16 protein-coding genes and 1 tRNA gene are annotated in these 18368 nt (G+C 67.3%); 10 read left to right on the top strand and 7 right to left on the bottom strand.

The features are described 5' to 3' along the window. Nucleotides 1-7 precede the first annotated feature (7 nt). Both W5W_RS0103925 and W5W_RS0103930 read right to left on the bottom strand, forming a co-directional pair. Nucleotides 8-1393 (bottom strand): DUF4032 domain-containing protein, encoded by a 1386-nt coding sequence (locus W5W_RS0103925; RefSeq protein WP_008732297.1) that lies wholly within the window; start codon nt 1391-1393, stop codon nt 8-10. A 223-nt stretch (nt 1394-1616) separates the two neighbouring features. Beyond that, nucleotides 1617-2744, bottom strand: coding sequence for an ABC transporter ATP-binding protein (locus W5W_RS0103930; RefSeq protein WP_017194424.1), 1128 nt, complete (start codon nt 2742-2744; stop codon nt 1617-1619). Between the two features lie 225 nt (nt 2745-2969). On the opposite strand from W5W_RS0103930, the gene W5W_RS0103935 reads away from it, so the two are divergent. From W5W_RS0103935 to W5W_RS0103950, 4 genes are all read left to right on the top strand, one after another. After that, complete coding sequence (locus W5W_RS0103935; protein WP_017194425.1) at nt 2970-5222, top strand: serine/threonine-protein kinase; 2253 nt, start codon at nt 2970-2972, stop codon at nt 5220-5222. Between the two features lie 148 nt (nt 5223-5370). Further along, nucleotides 5371-6222 carry a DsbA family protein gene (locus tag W5W_RS0103940; RefSeq protein WP_017194426.1) on the top strand — a complete coding sequence of 284 codons (852 nt, stop codon included), beginning with the start codon at nt 5371-5373 and terminating at the stop codon, nt 6220-6222. Between the two features lie 84 nt (nt 6223-6306). Then, nucleotides 6307-6382, top strand: a tRNA-Thr gene (locus W5W_RS0103945). A 122-nt stretch (nt 6383-6504) separates the two neighbouring features. Further along, nucleotides 6505-7275: a Rossmann-like domain-containing protein gene (locus W5W_RS0103950; RefSeq protein ID WP_008732271.1), complete on the top strand. Its 771-nt coding sequence runs from the start codon at nt 6505-6507 to the stop codon at nt 7273-7275. A gap of 38 nt (nt 7276-7313) precedes the next feature. Here W5W_RS0103950 and W5W_RS0103955 read toward each other — a convergent pair whose 3' ends face one another. Beyond that, nucleotides 7314-7991: a uracil-DNA glycosylase gene (locus W5W_RS0103955; protein WP_017194427.1), complete on the bottom strand. Its 678-nt coding sequence runs from the start codon at nt 7989-7991 to the stop codon at nt 7314-7316. Between the two features lie 94 nt (nt 7992-8085). Here W5W_RS0103955 and W5W_RS0103960 point away from each other — a divergent pair, with 94 nt between their 5' ends. Beyond that, nucleotides 8086-8688 (top strand): LytR C-terminal domain-containing protein, encoded by a 603-nt coding sequence (locus tag W5W_RS0103960; RefSeq protein ID WP_017194428.1) that lies wholly within the window; start codon nt 8086-8088, stop codon nt 8686-8688. Beyond that, nucleotides 8685-10025 carry a hypothetical protein gene (locus tag W5W_RS0103965; RefSeq protein WP_017194429.1) on the top strand — a complete coding sequence of 447 codons (1341 nt, stop codon included), beginning with the start codon at nt 8685-8687 and terminating at the stop codon, nt 10023-10025. Before W5W_RS0103960 ends, W5W_RS0103965 begins: the two co-directional genes overlap by 4 nt. A 402-nt stretch (nt 10026-10427) precedes the next feature. On the opposite strand, the gene W5W_RS0103970 is transcribed toward W5W_RS0103965, so the two are convergent. Further along, nucleotides 10428-10817 (bottom strand): hypothetical protein, encoded by a 390-nt coding sequence (locus W5W_RS0103970; RefSeq protein ID WP_008732285.1) that lies wholly within the window; start codon nt 10815-10817, stop codon nt 10428-10430. Between the two features lie 89 nt (nt 10818-10906). Between W5W_RS0103970 and W5W_RS0103975 the strand changes: the two genes are divergently transcribed. The 4 genes from W5W_RS0103975 (at nt 10907) to W5W_RS16005 (ending at nt 15443) form a co-directional block, all read left to right on the top strand. Continuing rightward, entirely contained in the window at nt 10907-11389 is a 483-nt protein-coding gene (locus W5W_RS0103975; protein ID WP_238533300.1) for a hypothetical protein, read from the top strand. A 250-nt stretch (nt 11390-11639) separates the two neighbouring features. Next, a complete protein-coding gene (gene groL / locus W5W_RS0103980; protein WP_017194431.1) occupies nt 11640-13262 on the top strand; it encodes a chaperonin GroEL in 1623 nt (540 codons plus the stop codon). 242 nt (nt 13263-13504) lie between these two features. After that, on the top strand, nt 13505-14899 hold the full coding sequence (locus W5W_RS0103985) for a WXG100 family type VII secretion target (RefSeq protein WP_238533301.1): 1395 nt from the start codon (nt 13505-13507) through the stop codon (nt 14897-14899). Nucleotides 14900-15014: 115 nt separating this feature from the next. Then, a complete protein-coding gene (locus W5W_RS16005; protein WP_154650238.1) occupies nt 15015-15443 on the top strand; it encodes a hypothetical protein in 429 nt (142 codons plus the stop codon). A gap of 232 nt (nt 15444-15675) precedes the next feature. Here W5W_RS16005 and W5W_RS16910 read toward each other — a convergent pair whose 3' ends face one another. The 3 genes from W5W_RS16910 to W5W_RS0104000 all read right to left on the bottom strand — a co-directional run bounded on the left by W5W_RS16910 (nt 15676) and on the right by W5W_RS0104000 (nt 18317). Next, nucleotides 15676-16170, bottom strand: coding sequence for a YbaB/EbfC family nucleoid-associated protein (locus W5W_RS16910; protein ID WP_161603433.1), 495 nt, complete (start codon nt 16168-16170; stop codon nt 15676-15678). 146 nt (nt 16171-16316) lie between these two features. Continuing rightward, nucleotides 16317-16619 (bottom strand): WXG100 family type VII secretion target, encoded by a 303-nt coding sequence (locus W5W_RS0103995; RefSeq protein WP_017194434.1) that lies wholly within the window; start codon nt 16617-16619, stop codon nt 16317-16319. Nucleotides 16620-16919: 300 nt separating this feature from the next. Continuing rightward, the gene (locus W5W_RS0104000; RefSeq protein WP_017194435.1) at nt 16920-18317 is read right to left on the bottom strand and encodes an HD domain-containing protein; all 1398 of its coding nucleotides are present in this window, start codon (nt 18315-18317) and stop codon (nt 16920-16922) included. Nucleotides 18318-18368 lie beyond the last annotated feature (51 nt).

Raw genomic sequence — 18368 nt, forward strand, 5'->3', positions numbered from 1 at the left:
GCTCTCCTCACTCCCCCTTGAACTTCAGGCCGGCGGTGAAGCCCATGGGATTGCGCTCATAGGCCAGGGCCATCTCCTCATCCCTGGCGGCGAACTCGTCATCGTCGTCAAGGGGGGCGTTCTCGCCTTCGTCCTCGGCGCCGAAGATCGCCGCCATCTCCTGGGTGTCGCCCAGTGAGAGGAAGGACTCCTCGTCCCGGTGCTGGGGCAGGACATTGTTGATGTAGTCCTCAAGCGCCTGCTCGGTGGTGATGTCGCACTGCTGGGCCTCCGACATGTACCAGCGGTGCTCGAGGACCTCGTGGAAGATCTCTGCGGGTTCGAGCTTGCGGCGCAGTTCCATGGGAACGGCGGAGATCGTCGGCTCGAAGACGTTGGCGAGCCAGGAGTGGGCCGTCTGCTCGATGGGCTCGTCCTGCCGATCGGTGTAGGCCCTGTACGCCTCCAGGTCGTTGAGCATGCGCTGGCCCTGACGCTCCTGGACGTCCAAACCCGTCAGGCGCATGATCTGGCGGTGGTAGTGCCCCGCATCGACGACCTTGGGCTGGATGACCATGCGCGCGACCGAGCCGTCGGCGTGGGTCTTCATCATGAGCTCGCCGACGTCGAAGCCCAGCTTGTTGAGGCGCTCGATGCGCTGCCGCACGCGCCACCGCTCGCCCATGTCGAAGGTCTCCGCGCCCGTGAGCACCTCCCACAGGTCGGTGTAGCGGGTCACGATGCGGTCGCCGACCTCAATCGTGTCGACGCTGGGCTCCAGGAGCGCTCCGGCCTGGAGGTCCATGAGCTCGCCGATGATGTTCGTCCGGGCGACGTCGATGTCGTACAGCCGCTTGCCCTCCGTCAGTCCCTCCGTGTGGAGCTCGCCGGTCTCGGCGTCGACCAGATAGGCGGCGAAGGCGCCTGCGTCGCGCCGGAAGAGCGTGTTGGACAGCGAGACATCCCCCCAGTAGAAGCCGAGCAGGTGCAGGCGCACGAGCAGGACCGCCAGAGCGTCGATCAGGCGTGTGGCGGTCTCCGGGCGCATGTACTGGCTGAACAGGGCGCGATAGGGGAGGGAGTAGGACAGGTGCTCGGTGATGAGCACGGAGTTCAGGGCGGTGCCGGACAGGTCCGTGCGGCTCGTGATGACAGCGGTAGGCGTCACGCACGGCGCGCCCAGGCGCACGAGGCTGCGGAGCAGCTCGTACTCGCGATAGGCGACGGACTCGCCGATCTCCTTGACGGCGATCACGCGCTCGGAGAGGTTGACGAACCGCACGATGTGTCGGGACAGGCCGCGTGGAAGTGCCGCGAGGACTTCGGGCGGCCACGACTCCAGTGGGCTCTCCCACGGCAGGTCGAGCAGCGCGGGGTCGATCGTCGCCGCGGTAATCTGCATGGACTGAGGCATGAAAACATCCTCTCAGGAAACGGAGTCGACGGCGCGCTGAGCGGCGGGAGGGGTGCCGGACCGCACACTGAGACACCTGAGGCACCTGAGACACACCGAAGCCCGCCCCCTCGGCGTGAGGGGACGGGCTTCAGTGCGGATCGGCGCGTGGCGCGATCGCGGGGTCGGGGTCTCAGGCGGTGAAGTGCTCAGGTCCTCCGCACCAGACCCGCTGCTAGGGCCCTCAGGCGGGCAGGCGCTCGCCCGTGGAGGAGGAGAAGATGTGCTCCTCGCCGGGCTTGATGCGCACGTGGACGGTCTCGCCCGGCTCGGGCGCGGTGCGCGGGGGAACGCGAACGATGATCTGGCTGGAGTCCTCGCCGGATCCCAGCTTCTCCTCCGAGCCCTCGGCGCCGACGAGCTCGCCGTAGATGTAGGCGTCGCTCCCCAGCTCCTCCACGAAGGACAGGCGCACCGGGATGGAGGGATCGTCGTCCGCGGAGACGACCTCGAGGGACTCGGGGCGGAAGCCGATGATGACCTTGCCGCCGTCCTCGGGCTTGATGGCGTCCAGGGTGGCCTTGGACAGCTGGACCTTGGCGGCGCCGAGAGTCGCGACGTCCCCCTCGACCGAGAACCGCCCCAGGTTCATGGCCGGCGAGCCGATGAAGCCGGCGACGAAGTCGTTGGCCGGCTTGTCGTACATCTCACGCGGGGTGCCGACCTGCTGGAGGACGCCGTCCTTGAGGACCGCGATGCGGTCCCCCATGGTCAGGGCCTCGGTCTGGTCGTGGGTGACGTAGACCGTGGTGACGCCCAGCGACCGCTGGAGGGAGGCGATCTGCGTGCGGGTCTGAACGCGCAGCTTGGCGTCCAGGTTGGACAGGGGCTCGTCCATGAGGAAGACCTTGGGCTTGCGCACGATGGCGCGGCCCATGGCGACACGCTGACGCTGGCCGCCGGAGAGGGCCTTCGGCTTGCGGTCGAGGTACTCGGTCAGGCCGAGGATCTTGGCGGCCTCCTTGACCCGCTTGTCGATCTCCGCCTTCGGGGTGCCCGCGATCTTGAGGGCGAAGCCCATGTTGTCGTGCACGCTCATGTGCGGGTACAGGGCGTAGTTCTGGAAGACCATGGCGATGTCACGGTCCTTGGGCTGAACATCGGTGACGTCCTTGTCCCCGATGAGGATGCGGCCGGAATTGACGTCCTCCAGGCCCGCGAGCATGCGCAGGGAGGTCGACTTTCCGCAGCCGGAGGGGCCGACGAGGACGAGGAACTCGCCGTCGGCGATCTCAAGATTGAGGGCATCCACGCTCGGGCGGTCATTGCCCGGGTAAATGCGCGTGGCGTGATCGAAAGTCACAGTGGCCATGGATGGTGTCCCTTCACCGGCAGGTACGTGCCGGACGATCCGTAGTGAAAGGTGCCGATGCGTGTCCGCACTGACACAGGAGCCCGGCCGGGTGACCGGGCGCGGGACTCATGCTGTCACACTATCAAGCCGATCAGATAGGTTTGCGGCGATCGGAGTCGCTCCCGAGGCGGTGAAGCCCCTCACATCCCATGCTGGGACGGAGGGTACCGGTACTGTGAGGCTATGACGCAGAATCCGGACGTGGGGACAGGCACCCCGATCTCCTTGGCGGGGCTCCGTGCCGGCGCGGATGTCGGGGGCTATCGGTTGCTCCGGCGGCTGGGCGCCGGCGGTATGGGCGTGGTCTGGGAGGTCGCCGACGGCGAGGGCAGCCACGTCGCCATGAAGATCCTTCACCCCCAGATCGCCGCTGATCCCATGGCCCGGCGCCGTCTGGACCGCGAGGCCTCGGTGCTGGCGCGCGTCAAGGACTCCCGTGTCGCCCGCATCCTCGATATCGAGACCGGCGACGGCGCCGACGGCAGCGGCGTCACCTTCGTCATCACCGAGCTCGTGGACGGGCCCACGCTCCAGCACGAGGTCGATTACGAGGGCGCCTACGACCTGTCCACCGATGCGCGCGACCTCTCCGACCTCGCTCACGGGCTGGTCGACTCGCTGTCCGCCGTTCACGCCGCCGGCGTCATCCATCGCGATCTCAAGCCGTCCAATGTCATGCTCGGGGCGCAGGGCCCGGTGCTCATCGACTTCGGCATCGCCCAGGTCGCCGACGACGTTCGGCTGACCCAGACCGGTCAGGTGACCGGCACACCTGGTTTCATCCCCCCCGAAATGCTCGACGGGCAGGAGCCCACCCCCGGCGTCGACTGGTACGCCTGCGCGGGTGTGCTCCTGTTCGCGGTCACCGGGCGGGCGCCCTTCGGCTCAGGGCCATGGCAGGCGGTCTTCCGACGCGTCTACGCCGGAACCCCCGAGCTCGGCGCGCTGGAGGAGGACTGTCCCGCGCTCGCTCAGGCGTTCACCGCCGCGCTGGCCACGGAGGCCGACGACCGTCTCAGCGTCGAGGATCTGCTGCGAGTCCTCGACGACGTCGCCGATGGCGGCACCGGGCAGGAAGTGGTCGATGAGCTCCTCGGGAACGACGGCGGAGCCTCCGAGGCCGACACGGCCACCGGCACGTTCGCGGCGAATTACGGCATCATGGCGTCCCCGCAGTCCGCCGGCACGGGCCCGAGGCCCGGTGCTCCCGGCGGAGCTGGAGTGCCCGGCGGGGCCGGCGCTCTTCCCGCCGGCGCTCCTTCCGGCGGCGGGTACAGCGGCTACGGCGGCTACAGCAGCTACAACAATGGGTACAGAACGCCTTCTACTCCTTCCAGCGGCGGATACGGCACCAGGCCCGGTGCGCCTTCTGCTGGTATGGGGCCGCCTCCCGGCGCATACGGGTATCTCGGTGCGTCGGGCCCCGCCGCACCGACGCCAACGCCGCCATCGCCATCGACGTCGATGTCGGGCGCCGTCGGCGCGCCGCCCAGTTTCCGGCCGGACGGCGGGCAGCAGTCCGGACCGATGACGCCTTCGACCGGCGTGCGGCCGACCGGAGTACCGGCGGCATATGCGCCGGGCAGCAATACGGGCGTGCGTCCGGCTCAGCCTAGCTCGGCGCGTCCCGCGCCCCTGCCCGCGCCCGGTCCCGTACCGAGTCCGACGCCTGCGCCGATCTCGCCGCCCGCTCAGCCGGCTCAGCCTGCTCAGCAGGCGCCCGCCCAGCCCACCGGCCCTCAGCCCACCGGTGCGCATCCGACGGGTGCCCGGCCGACTGGTGCGCAGCCCGCCGGCGCCCAGCCGACGGGTGCCCAGCCCGCCGTCTCTACGGAGACGAGCGACTCGTTGCCGAGCTGGGCGCGTGAGCCGCGTCGTCATCCGGTCGTGATTCTGGCCGGATTCGCCTTCCTGGCGGCACTGTCTTTCGCAATGCCCTTCTGGGTGGTGATCCTCTTCGTCGTGATTCTCGTGGTGGCCGGGACCGTGGGGCGGGCCGAGGACGCCCGGCGCTGGCGCAGACTGGAGGCCGGTCGGGTGTCCGCAGGGGACAGCCCTCGCATGTGGGCGGGGGTGCCCTGGTACCTGCTGCGTTCGCTGGTGGCCAATATTTTCGCGGCGATCCCGGGCCTCCTGGTGTTTGGCGTCGCCTACTACGTGTTAAACCGACTGGTGTTCGGACAGGCGGAAACGTATTACGCCGTGCGCATGACGTGGGGCGTGCCGGTGACGCTGTCCCTCTTCGTCGGATGGATGGTGCCGTGGGGCGCGCCGACGCGGCGCGGCGGCGCGCGCATGGTCGAGGCCGCCATGGGGAGCGAGTCCGGTCCCGTCATCGGTGGTGCCGTTCTGTTGGCGGCGGCCGCCGGTCTGATGATCCTCCTGGTGCTGGGGGCTCTCCCCACTACGGCGGGGCCTTTCTTCTACGAGTCGTGAGGCGTTCCCGCGGCGCGTGAGGCAGGCCGCAGTGCTCGTGCGGTGCTTATCGGCTGATTGCCAGGCAGAATACGTAGTGTCCTGCCATCAGTGGACTGTTGAATCTTTTGGTGTTCAGTGGTCCTGCCGACGATCTGAGGAGTTCTCCGTGGCCTCGAACACCCCCCGTCCTACCAAGGCAGAGCGACGCGAGGCCGCCCGCGTGAAGGCTCAGGCACTCCGAGAGGAGCAGGAGCGTCGGGAGCGCCGTGCGAAGATCACGCGCCGCGTCCTGATCGGAGCGGGCGCCGTCGTCGCCGTGGGAGGTGCGACCGGGCTTGTGGTCGCCAGCCAGATGAAGAAGTCGGACCTGCCCACGGGCACCATCGCCGAGGGCAAGGCGAACACCCCGGGTGTGCCGGAGATCGTGCTGTCTGACGGCGCGTGGACCTATGGCAAGGACTCGGGCCTCCTCGGCGGTCAGGGTGTGGCCATCGGCTCCGTCACCGAAGGCGCCGCCGTGCTCGACGTCTTCTTCGACTACTCCTGCCCCCACTGCGCGGAGTTCGACAGCCTCCACACCGACGAGATCTCCAAGCTGTTGGACAACGGCGAGGCCACGCTCGTCCTGCACCCCTGCAAGATCCTCGGTCAGGACTGGACGGACTTGGCGATGAACGCCATGGGCCTGGTCATCGACAAGGACCCGGACAATGCGTTGGCTTTCCACAACGCCGTCTTCGAGGAGTATCTCTCGATCGCCCAGAAGCAGGACGTCTCGCGTCTGACGGTGGAAACCCTGGTGGCCGTCGGTGAGAAGGCGGGAGTGAGTGGCGACGTGACCGCTCAGTTCAAGGACACGATCACCAGCAGGGCGTACGACGCGTGGACGAAGCTCGGCACTGAGACCTTCCAGAACCTCGGGTTCAAGGGGACGCCGACGATTCTGGTCAGAGGCGAGCAGATCGATCTCACTCAGGTGGGCGCGGCCGACAGCCTGACCAAGCTCATCAACAAATGATGAGTCCGGGCGCGGGGAGCGGGGCCTGGCGACCCGCCCGGGCTCGTGCCCTGGACGGTCCACCCTGTAGGCTCGCCCGCGCATGCCGTGTTAGCTCAGTTGGTAGAGCAGCTGTCTTGTAAACAGCAGGTCATCGGTTCGAGTCCGATACGCGGCTCCAGGGAGTCGACGGGGTATATCCAGCGCGCAGGCGCAGGAGTTAAGGTGAGCCTTACTGATGGAGATGGCTAGAGAGATCTGGACCCGGGAGATCGGGATCCAGCTGATACAAGGAGCTCACCTGTGACCAGCCGCTGGGATATTTACGACGCCCTCATCGACGACCTGCCCGAGGATGTGACCGTCACCGCTTCTGACCGCGGCGCCCGGTGGACCCGGGTCATCAACTCCGCCGGCGGCATCGGCTCGGCCTGGTCCATGCGGGAGACGAGTCGCCCGGCGCTCTCCGCCGACACACCCGACGCGGGCCGCCCCATTCGCGACGTCGCCGCCCTGGTGCGCAGCTGGAACCTCGCCGAGGCGAGCGTCGGACTGGCCGCCATCAACTCGTGGTACTCCCGGGCCGAGGTCGCCTCCCGGCAGGGATTCGTGCCCACCGGCGCGGGACTGACCTGGCGCGAGGTCTTCGACCCCTACGCCGACGCCGTCGAGGGTCGGATCGCCGCGATCATCGGCCATTTCCCCTTCGCCCGCGGTGTGCTGTGGAAAGCCGCCGACCTGCAGATCCTCGAGCGCTTCCCCGAGCCGGGCGACTACCCGGACACGGCTTGCGAGTACCTGCTGCCCGAGGCGGACTATGTCTTCATCTCCTCGTCGAGCTTCGTCAACAAGTCGGCTCCCCGCCTGCTCGACCTGGCGGTCGGAGGCGGCGCGCACACGGTTCTGGTCGGCCCCTCCACCCCCATGCACCCTCTCCTGCTCGACCTGGGCGTGGATACCGTCACCGGGTACGTTCCCGACCCCGAGGTCGGCAAGGCCGGCGTCATCGAGGAGTTGTCTCCGACCGGCCAGATCGGCCCGGGCACCCGCATGCATCAGCATCGCTCCGCCTGAGGCCGGCAGGCCGGCCCCTTGGGAGGTCTGCGCCGTCGTCATGGCAGGCGCCAGTCCACGGGCTGCGCACCCAGCCGGGTCAGCTCCTCATTGGCCCGGCTGAAGGGTCTGGAGCCGAAGAAGCCGCGCGAAGCGCTCAGCGGCGAGGGATGCGGGGAGGCGATGATCGGCGTCTGGCCCAGCATCGGAGTCAGCGACTGCGCCGGCCGGCCCCACAGGATCGCCACCAGTGGTTCCGGGCGCTGGACCAGCGCCTCGATCGCCCGCTGGGTCACCGTCTCCCAGCCCCAGCCGCGGTGAGAGGCGGGCGCCCCCGGGCGCACCGTCAGGACTCGATTGAGCAGCATGACTCCCTGCCGCGACCAGGGCGTGAGGTCTCCCGACGTCGGCCGGTCCACACCCAGATCGCTGACCATCTCGGTGAAGATGTTCTCCAGGCTGCGCGGAGGCTTGACGCCGGGCTGCACCGAGAAGCTCAGACCCATCGGGTGCCCGGGAGTGGGGTAGGGGTCCTGCCCCACGATGAGGACCTTGACCTCCGGCATCGGATAGGTGAAGGCGCGTAGCACGTCGGTGCCGGCCGGCAGATATCCGTGCCCCGCGGCGACCTCCTCCCGCAGGCGGGCGCCGATCTCGTGGATGGTCTGCTCGACCGGCGACAGGGCCTCGACCCATGAGGAATGGACGATCTCGGACAGGGGCTTGGGGTCACTCATCCTGCAAGCCTATCCAGCCGGTTCCCACGGTGTCCTTACTACAGATTCCGCGGGTCGCCCGCGCGCATGGGCGGTGGCCCGCTATTCTCGCAGGGTGAGCGACTACCAGTACCCTGACGACGAGTTCGACGCCGCGGATGCCGAGGGGCCCGTCCCCGTCGGCGTGCACCGGGCGCAGGTGCCCGCATGGCGCAGCTGGATCCCTCTGCTGGCGGTGCTCATCATCGTGCCGCTCGTCGCCTGGGGCGCCGTCGCCCTGTTGAGAAACGGTGGTGGCTCGCCCTCCTCGAACGGCTCCTCCAGCGCCGGGGCGACGACTGCCGGCCCCACGGCCTCCACTCCTGAGCCTGAGGAGACTGAGAATCCCGAACCGCAGCCCTCCGGCGATGCCGACATGACCATGGGCGTTACCGTGCACAACGGTACCAATGTCACCGGTCTGGCCGGCCGCACGGGCGATAAGCTCACGAACGCCGGATTCACATCCGTTCAGGTCGCCCAGGGGGTGTACGACTCCGCTGATCCGTCCGCCACCACAGTCTTCTACTCGACTCCGGACAATGCCGCCACTGCCAAAGCCGTGGCCGATGCCCTGGGGACGACCAACATTGTGGAGTCCGCCGAGGCGGTTGAAGCCGACGACTCCCCCAACCCGATCGTGGTCATCCTGCGCGATGACTACGATGACCAGGGGTGAGCCGAGTTCCTGCCCCGCTCGCGCGTCGTGATCTTCTGCGCGCCGCGCTCCTGGTGCCCGCTACCGGCGCGGCCGTCGTCACCTGCGCCGCCCTCGGCGCGCGCCCTTGGAGACGCCGCCCGCCCGCCCTCCTGTCGGAGGGCGTGGTCATCGGAGCCGATGGCGTCGTGGAGGCGATTCCGCCCGGGCTCGCCATCTCCTACGCGCCGGGCACCCGCGTGATCGCGTCCGCGCAGGGAACGGCCGTCGCCGCTGCACAGCAGCAGCGGCGCGACGGCGTCCGTCTTCCGGAGGGCCGCTGGGGTGGTCTGATCGATGCGGCGCTGACCGACCTGCTCGCGCTGACCGGCCCGGCCCTGGACGGCGATGCCGCAGGAGCGGCCGATCTTCCCGCAGGGGCCGTCATCGCCGGCCCTGTCGGCGCCTGGCGCTACACCTGGCCCCGCGACGCGTCCTTCGCGGCTGCCGCCCTCTCCGCCGTCGACCTGCATGACGAGGCGCTCGGCGTCCTGACCCACCTGGCCGGGCTGCAACGCTCCGACGGCGGCTTCGAGGCGCGCTACGACATCGATGGCGGTCCGCCCGACGATCGCCCCGCGCAGTCGGATGGCGCCGGTTGGCTGTTGTGGGCGGCCCACCGGGTCCTGGTGGACGGCGTCGGGGCCGATGAGCTCGACGTCGCCTGCGGGGCGGCTCTCAGACGCGCCGCCGAGAAACTGGTGGCCCTGACCGACACGCCCTCGCATCTGCCCGCCGCGTCCCCCGATTACTGGGAAACCCCGGAGCGAACCCTCACCCTGGGCGTGGCGGCGCCAGTGCTCCTCGGCCTGGAGGCGGCGGCCGCTCTGGAACGGGAGGGGATCGATCTCGGCTCGCCTGCGGGACGCATGGCCGGGCGCGCGGCGGTGGTGCGCCTCGCCATGGAGCGGGCTTTCGCCCCCGACTGGGGCCGTCACGTGCGTGACGAGCATGTCGATGCTGCGATCGCGCTGGTCGGCCCGCCCTTCACGCAGGCGCTGTCGGGTGCGCAGAGGGTGCGCGCCGACGCCGTCTCGCGGATGCGCCGGGAGAGCGGGGGAGTGGCGCCGGGGGAGTCCTGGCGCGACGACGGCGTCTCCTGGACGCCCGAGACGGCGCTGCTGGCCTGGTCGGCGGCCGCATTGGGGCGGTCGCAGGAGGCCGAACGGCTTCTGGGCTGGCTCGAGGAGCATCGCACAGCGCTGGGGTCCCTGCCGGAGAAGGTCTCCGCCGGCGGCGCCCCGGCCGGTCCGGCGCCCTTGGCGTGGACCTGTGCCCTGGTCATTCTCGCCGCGCTGAAGGCGGAACCGGGCGCGTGAGGGCCTGGGGGAGGAGGCTTCGTCGAGCCCCGCCTTCAAGCACCCTTGCGCGCATCACTTCCCAGAGGGTTCACAGAGGATGTCCCGGTGCATTCCCAGGAACATGAGGTTACATAGTGATTGCCGCCGGACGGGAGCGGTCCTGAGGGTTGGGGAGCCCGATGACGGATCGTGACTGAGAGCCGGTTCGGGTTCACGGGAGCCCGGGCCCTCGCTCCGGCGAAGAAGGAAGGCCCTCCCGCGGGTTTGTGGGAACGCCCGCGGTTGAGTGGCCCCTTGATGACGGGGCCCGTGGTCCCGGGGAGATCGCCCGGGCCACGGGCCGCAGTCGTTTTTTCTCGAGATCGGTTGTACTCCGCGCCGAGATCGGTCCGTGGGTCCGTGGCGGGTGGCCTGGTGGTCTCAGGGGCGCTGGATGGAGGAATCCTCACTGACCCTGGCCACGGCCACTCCGTGACGCAGGGCCACGGTCTCAACGGTGGTGATCGCGCGTGCGGCCCGACTCCAGAAGAAGGTCATGTAGATGAGGCGGGAGCCGATGCAGTAGTCGGCGAAGTTCTCCACCCGATCGGGGTCGGGCTCGGTGCCGAGCGCGTCGCAGGCCCGTACCTCCGCCTGCAGGTCGGGGAAGTAGTGGAGCATGTCCGTGTGGAAGGCCCGCAACGAAGCAGTGGTGAGGGCCGGGTCGCAGTAGGAGTGATCCTCCGGCCAGGTGGCCTGCTCCTCCCACCAGGCGGGGAAGTCGGCATCGGAGACGACAGTGGGATCGAAGACCAGAACGTCGTAGCTCATGGCCCGAGGCTACCGGCGGCCCCGTATGCGGCCTTATACAGTTGTGGGCCGCAGGGAGCCGCGACGCGAAGGAGGGACCCGTGCCGCGTATGAGTTATATGACCTGGGAGGTCGCTGCAGCCGCTTTCGTCGAGCACGACCGGTCGTCTCTGAGTCCCGTCGACGTCGCCGATGAGCTGGCCGTCCAACTCACCCACCGCGGCTATTTCGACGGCCGCCGTCGTTTCTCCCTGGGCGTGCGGGCTCTGGCCGAGGGGGCCGCGCGCCTGGCGGAGGAGCCCGAGGATCACATCGCTCAGATGAACTACATGCAGTGCGGGGGCTCCGCCGAGCGCATGACCATCGAGGTCCGGGTGGCCTCGGGGGAGAGCATGACGCACTACGCGGTCAGCCGGATGCCGGTCGCGGACGACAATGCTTGGATCGAGCTCCCCTACGATGGGGATCGCAGTGTTCATCTTCACCCCGAGGAGGTTTTCTCCGGCGAGCAGGCGGTGCCGGTCTTCCGCGCCTACATCCTCGACGGCGTGCTTCCGCCCGAGGACCTTCTGCGCGACCTGCACCTGAGCTGAGCGGCTGGGCTGAGCTGAGCGGCTGGGCCCCGATCCTGCCGAGGGCGAACCTGAGCGTCTTGCACTCCATGGTGGAGAGTGCCAGCATTGCGGTTAGCACTCGAGGCCATCGAGTGATAACCCCCCGATGGCTGCGTGTGAACGACCCAGGCCGCAAGGTGAGGGTCGGGCCCGGGCGTGACGTGAACGCCGGAGCCCGATTCGTCCGTCGCGGGCACCGCACGGCCACCTGTCACGCTAAGGAGCAGCAATGCCCAAGATCATCGCCTTCGAGGAGGAGGCCCGTCGCGGTATGGAGCGGGGCCTGAACACCCTCGCCGACACCGTCAAGGTCACCCTCGGCCCCAAGGGCCGCAACGTCGTGCTCGACAAGAAGTGGGGCGCCCCCTCGATCACCAACGACGGCGTCACCATCGCCAAGGAGATCGAGCTCGAGGACCCCTACGAGAAGATCGGCGCCGAACTCGTCAAGGAGGTCGCCAAGAAGACTGACGACGTCGCGGGCGACGGCACCACCACCGCCACCGTGCTCGCCCAGGCGCTCGTGCGTGAGGGCCTGCGCAACGTCGCCGCCGGCGCCAACCCGATCGCCGTGCGCCGCGGCATCGACAAGGCCGTCACGGCCGTCGTCGAGCGCCTGCTCGCCGACGCCAAGGACGTCGAGACCCAGGACGAGATCGCCGCGACCGCTTCGATCTCCGCCGCCGACGAGCAGATCGGCGCCTTCATCGCCGAGGCTCTCGAGAAGGTCGGCCACGACGGCGTCATCACTGTCGAGGAGTCCAACACCTTCGGCCTCGAGCTCGAGGTCACCGAGGGCATGCGCTTCGACAAGGGCTACATCTCGCCCTACTTCGTCACCGACGCCGACCGCCAGGAGGCCGTCCTGGAGGACGCCTACGTCCTGCTGGTCGAGTCCAAGATCTCCAACGTCAAGGACCTGCTGCCGCTCCTGGAGAAGGTCATGCAGTCCGGCAAGCCGCTGGCGATCATCGCCGAGGACGTCGAGGCCGAGGCCCTGGCCACCCTCGTGGTCAACCGCATCCGCGGCACCTTCAAGTCCGTGGCCGTCAAGGCCCCCGGCTTCGGCGACCGCCGCAAGGCGATGCTGCAGGACATGGCGATCCTGACCGGCGGCACCGTCATCTCCGAGACCGTTGGCCTCAAGCTGGAGAACGCCACCCTGGAGGACCTGGGCCAGGCCCGCAAGGTCGTCGTCACCAAGGACGAGACCACCCTGGTCGAGGGTGCCGGCGACAAGGACGCCATCGAGGCCCGCGTCGCCCAGATCCGCGGTGAGATCGAGAACTCCGACTCCGAGTACGACCGCGAGAAGCTCTCCGAGCGCCTCGCCAAGCTCGCCGGCGGCGTCGCCGTCCTGAAGTCCGGCGCCGCCACCGAGGTGGAGCTCAAGGAGCGCAAGCACCGCATCGAGGACGCCGTGCGCAACGCCAAGGCCGCCGTCGAGGAGGGCATCGTCGCCGGTGGTGGCGTGGCCCTCCTGCAGGCCGCCGAGGTCCTGGGCGGCCTCGAGCTCGCCGACGACGAGGCCACCGGCGCCGCGATCGTCAAGGTGGCCCTGGAGGCCCCGCTCAAGCAGATCGCCGTCAACGCCGGCTTCGAGGGCGGCGTCGTGGTGGACCGCGTGCGCAACCTGCCCACTGGTGAGGGTCTGAACGCCGCCACCGGCGAGTACGTGAACCTCCTGGCGGCCGGCATCGCCGACCCGGTCAAGGTCACCCGCTCCGCCCTGCAGAACGCCGCCTCCATCGCGGGACTGTTCCTGACCACCGAGGCCGTTGTCGCCGACAAGCCCGAGCCCCCGGCCCAGCCGGCCGCCGGCGGTGGCGACGAGATGGGCGGCATGTACTGATCCACTGATCCCAGTAAGTTCCTGCCCGGCTGTATTGAGTTGGTCGAGCCGGTAGTTGCCATCGGGCAATCGGATACGACTACGACGGCGGGCTGCTCCCCCATCTGGGGGAGCAGCCCGCCGTCGTAGTGCGCGAAGAGAGTCTCTCTGCTGAAGTGGAACCTGGTGTGTGGTAAGTTTCACGTGTTTGGTGGTTTGTTGTAGGTGTTGGTTTCTACGAGGGAGGGGTTGCGGTGACGGTGATGGCTGGTGGGCTTGGTGGTGTGGTGGTTGGTCGGATTGAGGGTGATCCGGGCGGGGTGCGGTCGGTGGCCCAGTCGTGGCGGTCGGGTGCGGGCAGGCTTGAGTCCGCTGTTGGTTTGAGTGGTGGTGCTCGTGGTGGGGTGGTGTCGTGGGAGGGTGAGGCTGCGGTGGCGTTTTCTGGTGCGGCTGGTGGTCTTGAGTCTGGGTTGGAGCGGGGTGTGGGGTGTTTAGAGCAGGGTGCGGGGGTGTTGGATGACTATGCGGCGGTGCTGGAATCAGCGATTCATGCGGCGGCAGCATTACGTGAGCAGGCGGGCCAGGTGGTGTTGGAGGCCATGGCTAATCCGCTTGGGGCCGGTGCCGCGGTGGGGGCGCTGTCCGCAATCGCGGGAGCCTGGGCAAACCTACAGGCCGAGGTGGATTTAGCGGCCGCCCGGGCCGCAGCCGCACTGGGCAGCCCAGGCAGTGGTGATGCTTCGGGGGGGCCTCAGGGGTCGCCGGAGAAGGATGAGAAAAGCGATTATGGATGGTGGAGCTGGCTGAGCGGTAAGGAGACTGAGAAGACCAAGGATCGGACTGCTTATACCGATGAAGAGTGGGCGCGCCTCAAGGAGCAGGCGGACGGCACGGGAGTGTGGGGGGATACCCATCAGGGTCACATTGGTGACTGTTACCTGTTGGCGTCGTTGCAGGCGTATTCGATGACGCCGGAGGGGCAGCAGTTCTTGAGGGATCACGTGCAGTGGGATGATACTGCGGCTGATGGTGCGGGTGCGTTTGTCGTCACATTATATGACGGTGACAAAGAGGTGACGGTCGAGGTGCAGTCCCAGTACGACCAGGGACTGCAGGGCGAGTCCAGTCTTCTGGATATTTATGAGCGCGCCTACGGCATCCATGTTGGGGGTAATGATCTTGATAATGGGGGGCAGGGCGAAGAGGCGATGGAGCACGTGTCGGGTCAGGAGGCCCATCATATCGATACCCATGGTGGCTCGGGGTTCTTGGGGTGGCCGTGGTGGGACGATCACAAGTACACCGACGAGGAGTGGAACGAGATCGACCAGGCCGTCGAGGACAACAAGCCAGTCGTCGCGGGAACTGCGGGCGGGGACTTCAACGGAGCCGATAATGCTGTTGTTTCAGCGACCGTGGACACGAACGGGAGTGGAGGCAACAAGATCGATAGTGGTGACGCCCAGGGAAACTACAAGCTGGTTAAGGGACATGTGTACACCGTGGTTGACGTTGATGATGATTATGTGACCCTCAAGAATCCGTGGGGATACAACAAGGACCAGGCAGATGGTCAGAGCGGTAATGGTCTCATACAGATCACTCGTGAGGATTATGAGAAATACTTCAACCGCACGGACATAGGCAGCCCGTACTGAGTAGCCGAAGGATTCTGTTTGGTCAAGGACAGGGGGTTTGGTTGTGGTGGCGGTGAGGTCGTGGGTTCGTGGTCGTATCGGGCATGCGGGCCAGGTAAAGGGGAGGGGCCGGCAGGTGGTGGTGCGTGTTGTTGTGGTTCTTGTGCTGCTGTGCGTGGTTGCTGTGATGGGGCGGGTGTGGTGGACCCACCCATTGAAGCGCTCAGCAGCCCTGCCACCTGGCACTGAACAGGGAGAAACCTTCCCTATACGCGGTAATCTTCCGTCGCCTCGGACGATAGACGGCGGGATTTTTTATGCGGAGAATGTGCGGTCGGTGAATCATGAATGGGTCATCACGGCGAAATGGCACCCACACGGAGGCCCCACACAGGCCGTGGATCTTCGCCTGGGGGAAAGCGTCCATTTCGACGGCTTTGGAACCGTCACATGGATAAAAGCCGCCCCTCCTCCCATTATTGAGCTTGGGGAACCCGAACCAGGAGGAGGAAGAAGTCAGGAATTCAATCTTGTTCTCGACCCCGGCGTGAATCTATGGAAGTAGCTGTGGCTGCCAGTAGTTATTATGTCGCGGTCGCGAACGAGAATCGAGAATGAGGCGGAGTTGGTCGAGAGCTCGTAATGCTGGGCTCATTCGAATAAACTGTTGATATCGGTGGCGTTTTTCGGGTGCTGTTCGTGTTAGGGCTAGCCGCTTCCCGTTTCTGGGTCCAATGACCGGGTGCTGTGGTGAGGTAATGTAGTGGGGTAATGGAGCCGGCACGTATCCTACTCCACTACCTAGTGCGAGGAGGCCTCGGTGATCGAGTGGGGCCGATAATCATTCCCGGAGCGTAATCATCTCTTCGCGACGCTCCGCCCTCGTGCTTATCTTCAGCGCTCTCCGCGGGCTGCCTGTAGGCATGCCTCATGCGTTGCGTGAGATCGGAATCCTCTCCCCATACTTCGGATGCCAGAATGGAGGCGCGCTCCCGCGCCGATTCATGTGCCTCCTTAATGCAGCTGAGGATCGTGGAGGCCAGCACGGTTGGGTTCATGTATGTCACGGCGTCGTTCAACTGCAGATCGACGAGCCTCCCCGAGATATCCACCGTCACACGTACCGCTCGATCGCTCGAGGCGCAGGTCTGGCGGATCGAGGCCAGCCGATCGCTCAAATGACGGGCATCTTCAACCTGCTGCTCGGTATCGTGCAGCAGCCTGCTGATCCGGGTGACTGCCCGGGCTGATTCCTCTCGACTGCTTCCGCTCGAATAGATATCACTGTTCACCGGCAAGTCACCTCGACGCGGTTAGGAGTCTGTGACGCTCAACACCCAATCTATCATCGGTTGCTGACGCGATGCGATGCGTCGCCACGACAGCCACAAGAGTCTGTGGCGGCGCATCATCAGTCCGCGAAGGTCATGGCTATATCTCAGCGGCGATCCGGCAAATTGAAGCGACAGGCGTTGCATGTTTCGGCGTCATCGTAGGAAACGGCCGCCTGGTCGAGGGACTGGCTGATGAGGTCCAGACTCGACTGGACTTGGATGGCCGTGACGTGCCAGTCGGCGGCGCAGGTGGCCATGGAGTCCGAGGCGCCGCCCGTCCATGAGGACTGCAGCAGCGAGATGTCGCCCTTGAGGCCATCGGTCTCGGTCTGGATCGTGGCGATGCGGGTGCGGGTGCGGGCTGCCGTGTCGGCGACGGCCTGAGTGTCGACGGAGAAGACGGGCATGGCGGAAGCCTTTCGTGAGGGCGCCGAGGCGCTGTGCTGAGTGCGCCTCGACGTCGAGACGCACAATCACCGTAGGAAGGCGCAGCCTGGTCGTGCATCCGGAGTCTCGAGCTCTTGTGGACGCCCGCTGCGCGATCTCCTCTGTGGAGCCCCGCCCCTCTTTTTTCTCGAGGTTGACATTTTCGGACGAGGTAGACGGTGCCACCGTCGCCCTCGTCCGAAAAAGTCGATCTCGACGAGGTGGCGTGCCGGCGGGTGTGGTGTGGCGGCCTGGGGGTTGTCGTACGGTGGGAGGCCGTCTCAGAGATCCCCAGCGCCGTCCTCGACGAGAGGGGCGGTGACCGGGGCGATCTCGCCTGTCCGCGTCTCGCGCAGGGCCTTGGCCGCTTCGGTGCGCAGCCGCAGGCGCTCGGCGAGCTTGGCGCGCTCGGCCTCGACCAGGGCCGCCCGGTCCACCGTCTGATCGCCTTTGATCACCAGTCGGCGACTCGCCAGGAGACGGTCGAGATCGGCGGCGCAGGACTCCATCGAGGTCGTATGGCCCAAGTCCTCGTCGTCTCCGCGGGAGATCGGGGAGATCGGGCGGGACCGCCCCCGAGGAGGAAAGGAGGGCGGGATATCGGCGACGTCGACGCCGCCGGCGGGCGTACGCGGCGAAGAGGCCGATGTCGGAGACCTCCGGGGCGAAGCGGAGGCCGGGAACGGGATCGGAGAACCGGATGCTGAACGTGTGCGAGGCGGCCGGCGGCCGCGATCGCTCGGGTCGTTCCGGCCGCCAGTGCGTTCGACGTGCTGATCCTGGCCATCGCGGGTGGTGCCGCTCGTCCTCCGGGGCGCGGGCGACACCGCCTCACGGGGCTTCTGCGCCGGAGCGCTTCCCCCGGCGGAGGCCCTGGAACCGGGGGCGTTCGCGTTGTTGATGCCGGCCCCGTCAGCCCTACCGGTGCTGTCGGCCCCGTCAGACCTGTCAGTCCTGCCGGCGCTATCAGCCTCATCAGCGCCGTCGGGGCGCAAGCGGGCGAGCTCGTCGGTCAGCCGCTGCTTCTCCGCCTGCAGGTTCTGACGGGCGGGCCGCTCCCAGCGCTGACCGAGAGGTGAGGAGAAGAGCATCTCGCGATCCAGGAGCCGAGTGATGATCGTCAGGCGGGCGCGCAAATAATCCTCGACCGGGATGTGGGCGTACTCCTCGCGCACCATTCGACGATAGCGCTTGTACTGCTGGGGCTCGACCGCCAGCGCGCCCAGGTCGGCGTCATTGAGGGCCAGGGCGTCGATGTCGTTGTGGGGCAGACTGTGGTGCTTGAGATTGAGGATGAGTGCGCAGATGCGGTCCACCGTTGCGTCAGGCAGGCCGAGCTTATGCAGATCACCCGCCGCATAGGCAGCCGAGGCGACCTCGTCCTCACCGCCGTTGCGCCTGTACGTCTGCTCCGAGGCGGAGGAGAAGATGCAGCCGTGATACCAGGTGGCCATGCGTATCATGTCGGGGTCGTGGGACTCGTCGGCCAGCTCATCAACACGGGCCAGCATGTTGATCGCGTGCTTGAGGTTGTGGAAGTGGCGATCCGGGCTCGACCACATCTCGATGAGGGCCCTCCCCGACTGCCCGATGTCCTCAACGGGAGCGGAGGCTCCCAGCGCCCTGACACTGCGGACATAGGCCGGAAGAAGCCACTGTGGTGCGTCGATGACGCCCATACGAGCCTCCGAGATAGGGTGCAAGATGCCAAGTATCGTATTGCCGGTCGC

Origin of the sequence: Actinomyces massiliensis 4401292 (assembly GCF_000269805.1) — a bacterium.
Classification (GTDB): Bacteria; Actinomycetota; Actinomycetes; order Actinomycetales; family Actinomycetaceae; genus Actinomyces; species Actinomyces massiliensis.

Coding starts and splice junctions, on each gene's coding strand:
- W5W_RS0103925 (WP_008732297.1), bottom strand. CDS start 1,393: ATGCCTCAGTCCATGCAGATTACCGCGGCGACGATCGACCCCGCGCTG.
- W5W_RS0103930 (WP_017194424.1), bottom strand. CDS start 2,744: ATGGCCACTGTGACTTTCGATCACGCCACGCGCATTTACCCGGGCAAT.
- W5W_RS0103935 (WP_017194425.1), top strand. CDS start 2,970: ATGACGCAGAATCCGGACGTGGGGACAGGCACCCCGATCTCCTTGGCG.
- W5W_RS0103955 (WP_017194427.1), bottom strand. CDS start 7,991: ATGAGTGACCCCAAGCCCCTGTCCGAGATCGTCCATTCCTCATGGGTC.
- W5W_RS0103970 (WP_008732285.1), bottom strand. CDS start 10,817: ATGAGCTACGACGTTCTGGTCTTCGATCCCACTGTCGTCTCCGATGCC.
- W5W_RS0103975 (WP_238533300.1), top strand. CDS start 10,907: ATGAGTTATATGACCTGGGAGGTCGCTGCAGCCGCTTTCGTCGAGCAC.
- groL (WP_017194431.1), top strand. CDS start 11,640: ATGCCCAAGATCATCGCCTTCGAGGAGGAGGCCCGTCGCGGTATGGAG.
- W5W_RS0103985 (WP_238533301.1), top strand. CDS start 13,505: ATGGCTGGTGGGCTTGGTGGTGTGGTGGTTGGTCGGATTGAGGGTGAT.
- W5W_RS0103995 (WP_017194434.1), bottom strand. CDS start 16,619: ATGCCCGTCTTCTCCGTCGACACTCAGGCCGTCGCCGACACGGCAGCC.
- W5W_RS0104000 (WP_017194435.1), bottom strand. CDS start 18,317: ATGGGCGTCATCGACGCACCACAGTGGCTTCTTCCGGCCTATGTCCGC.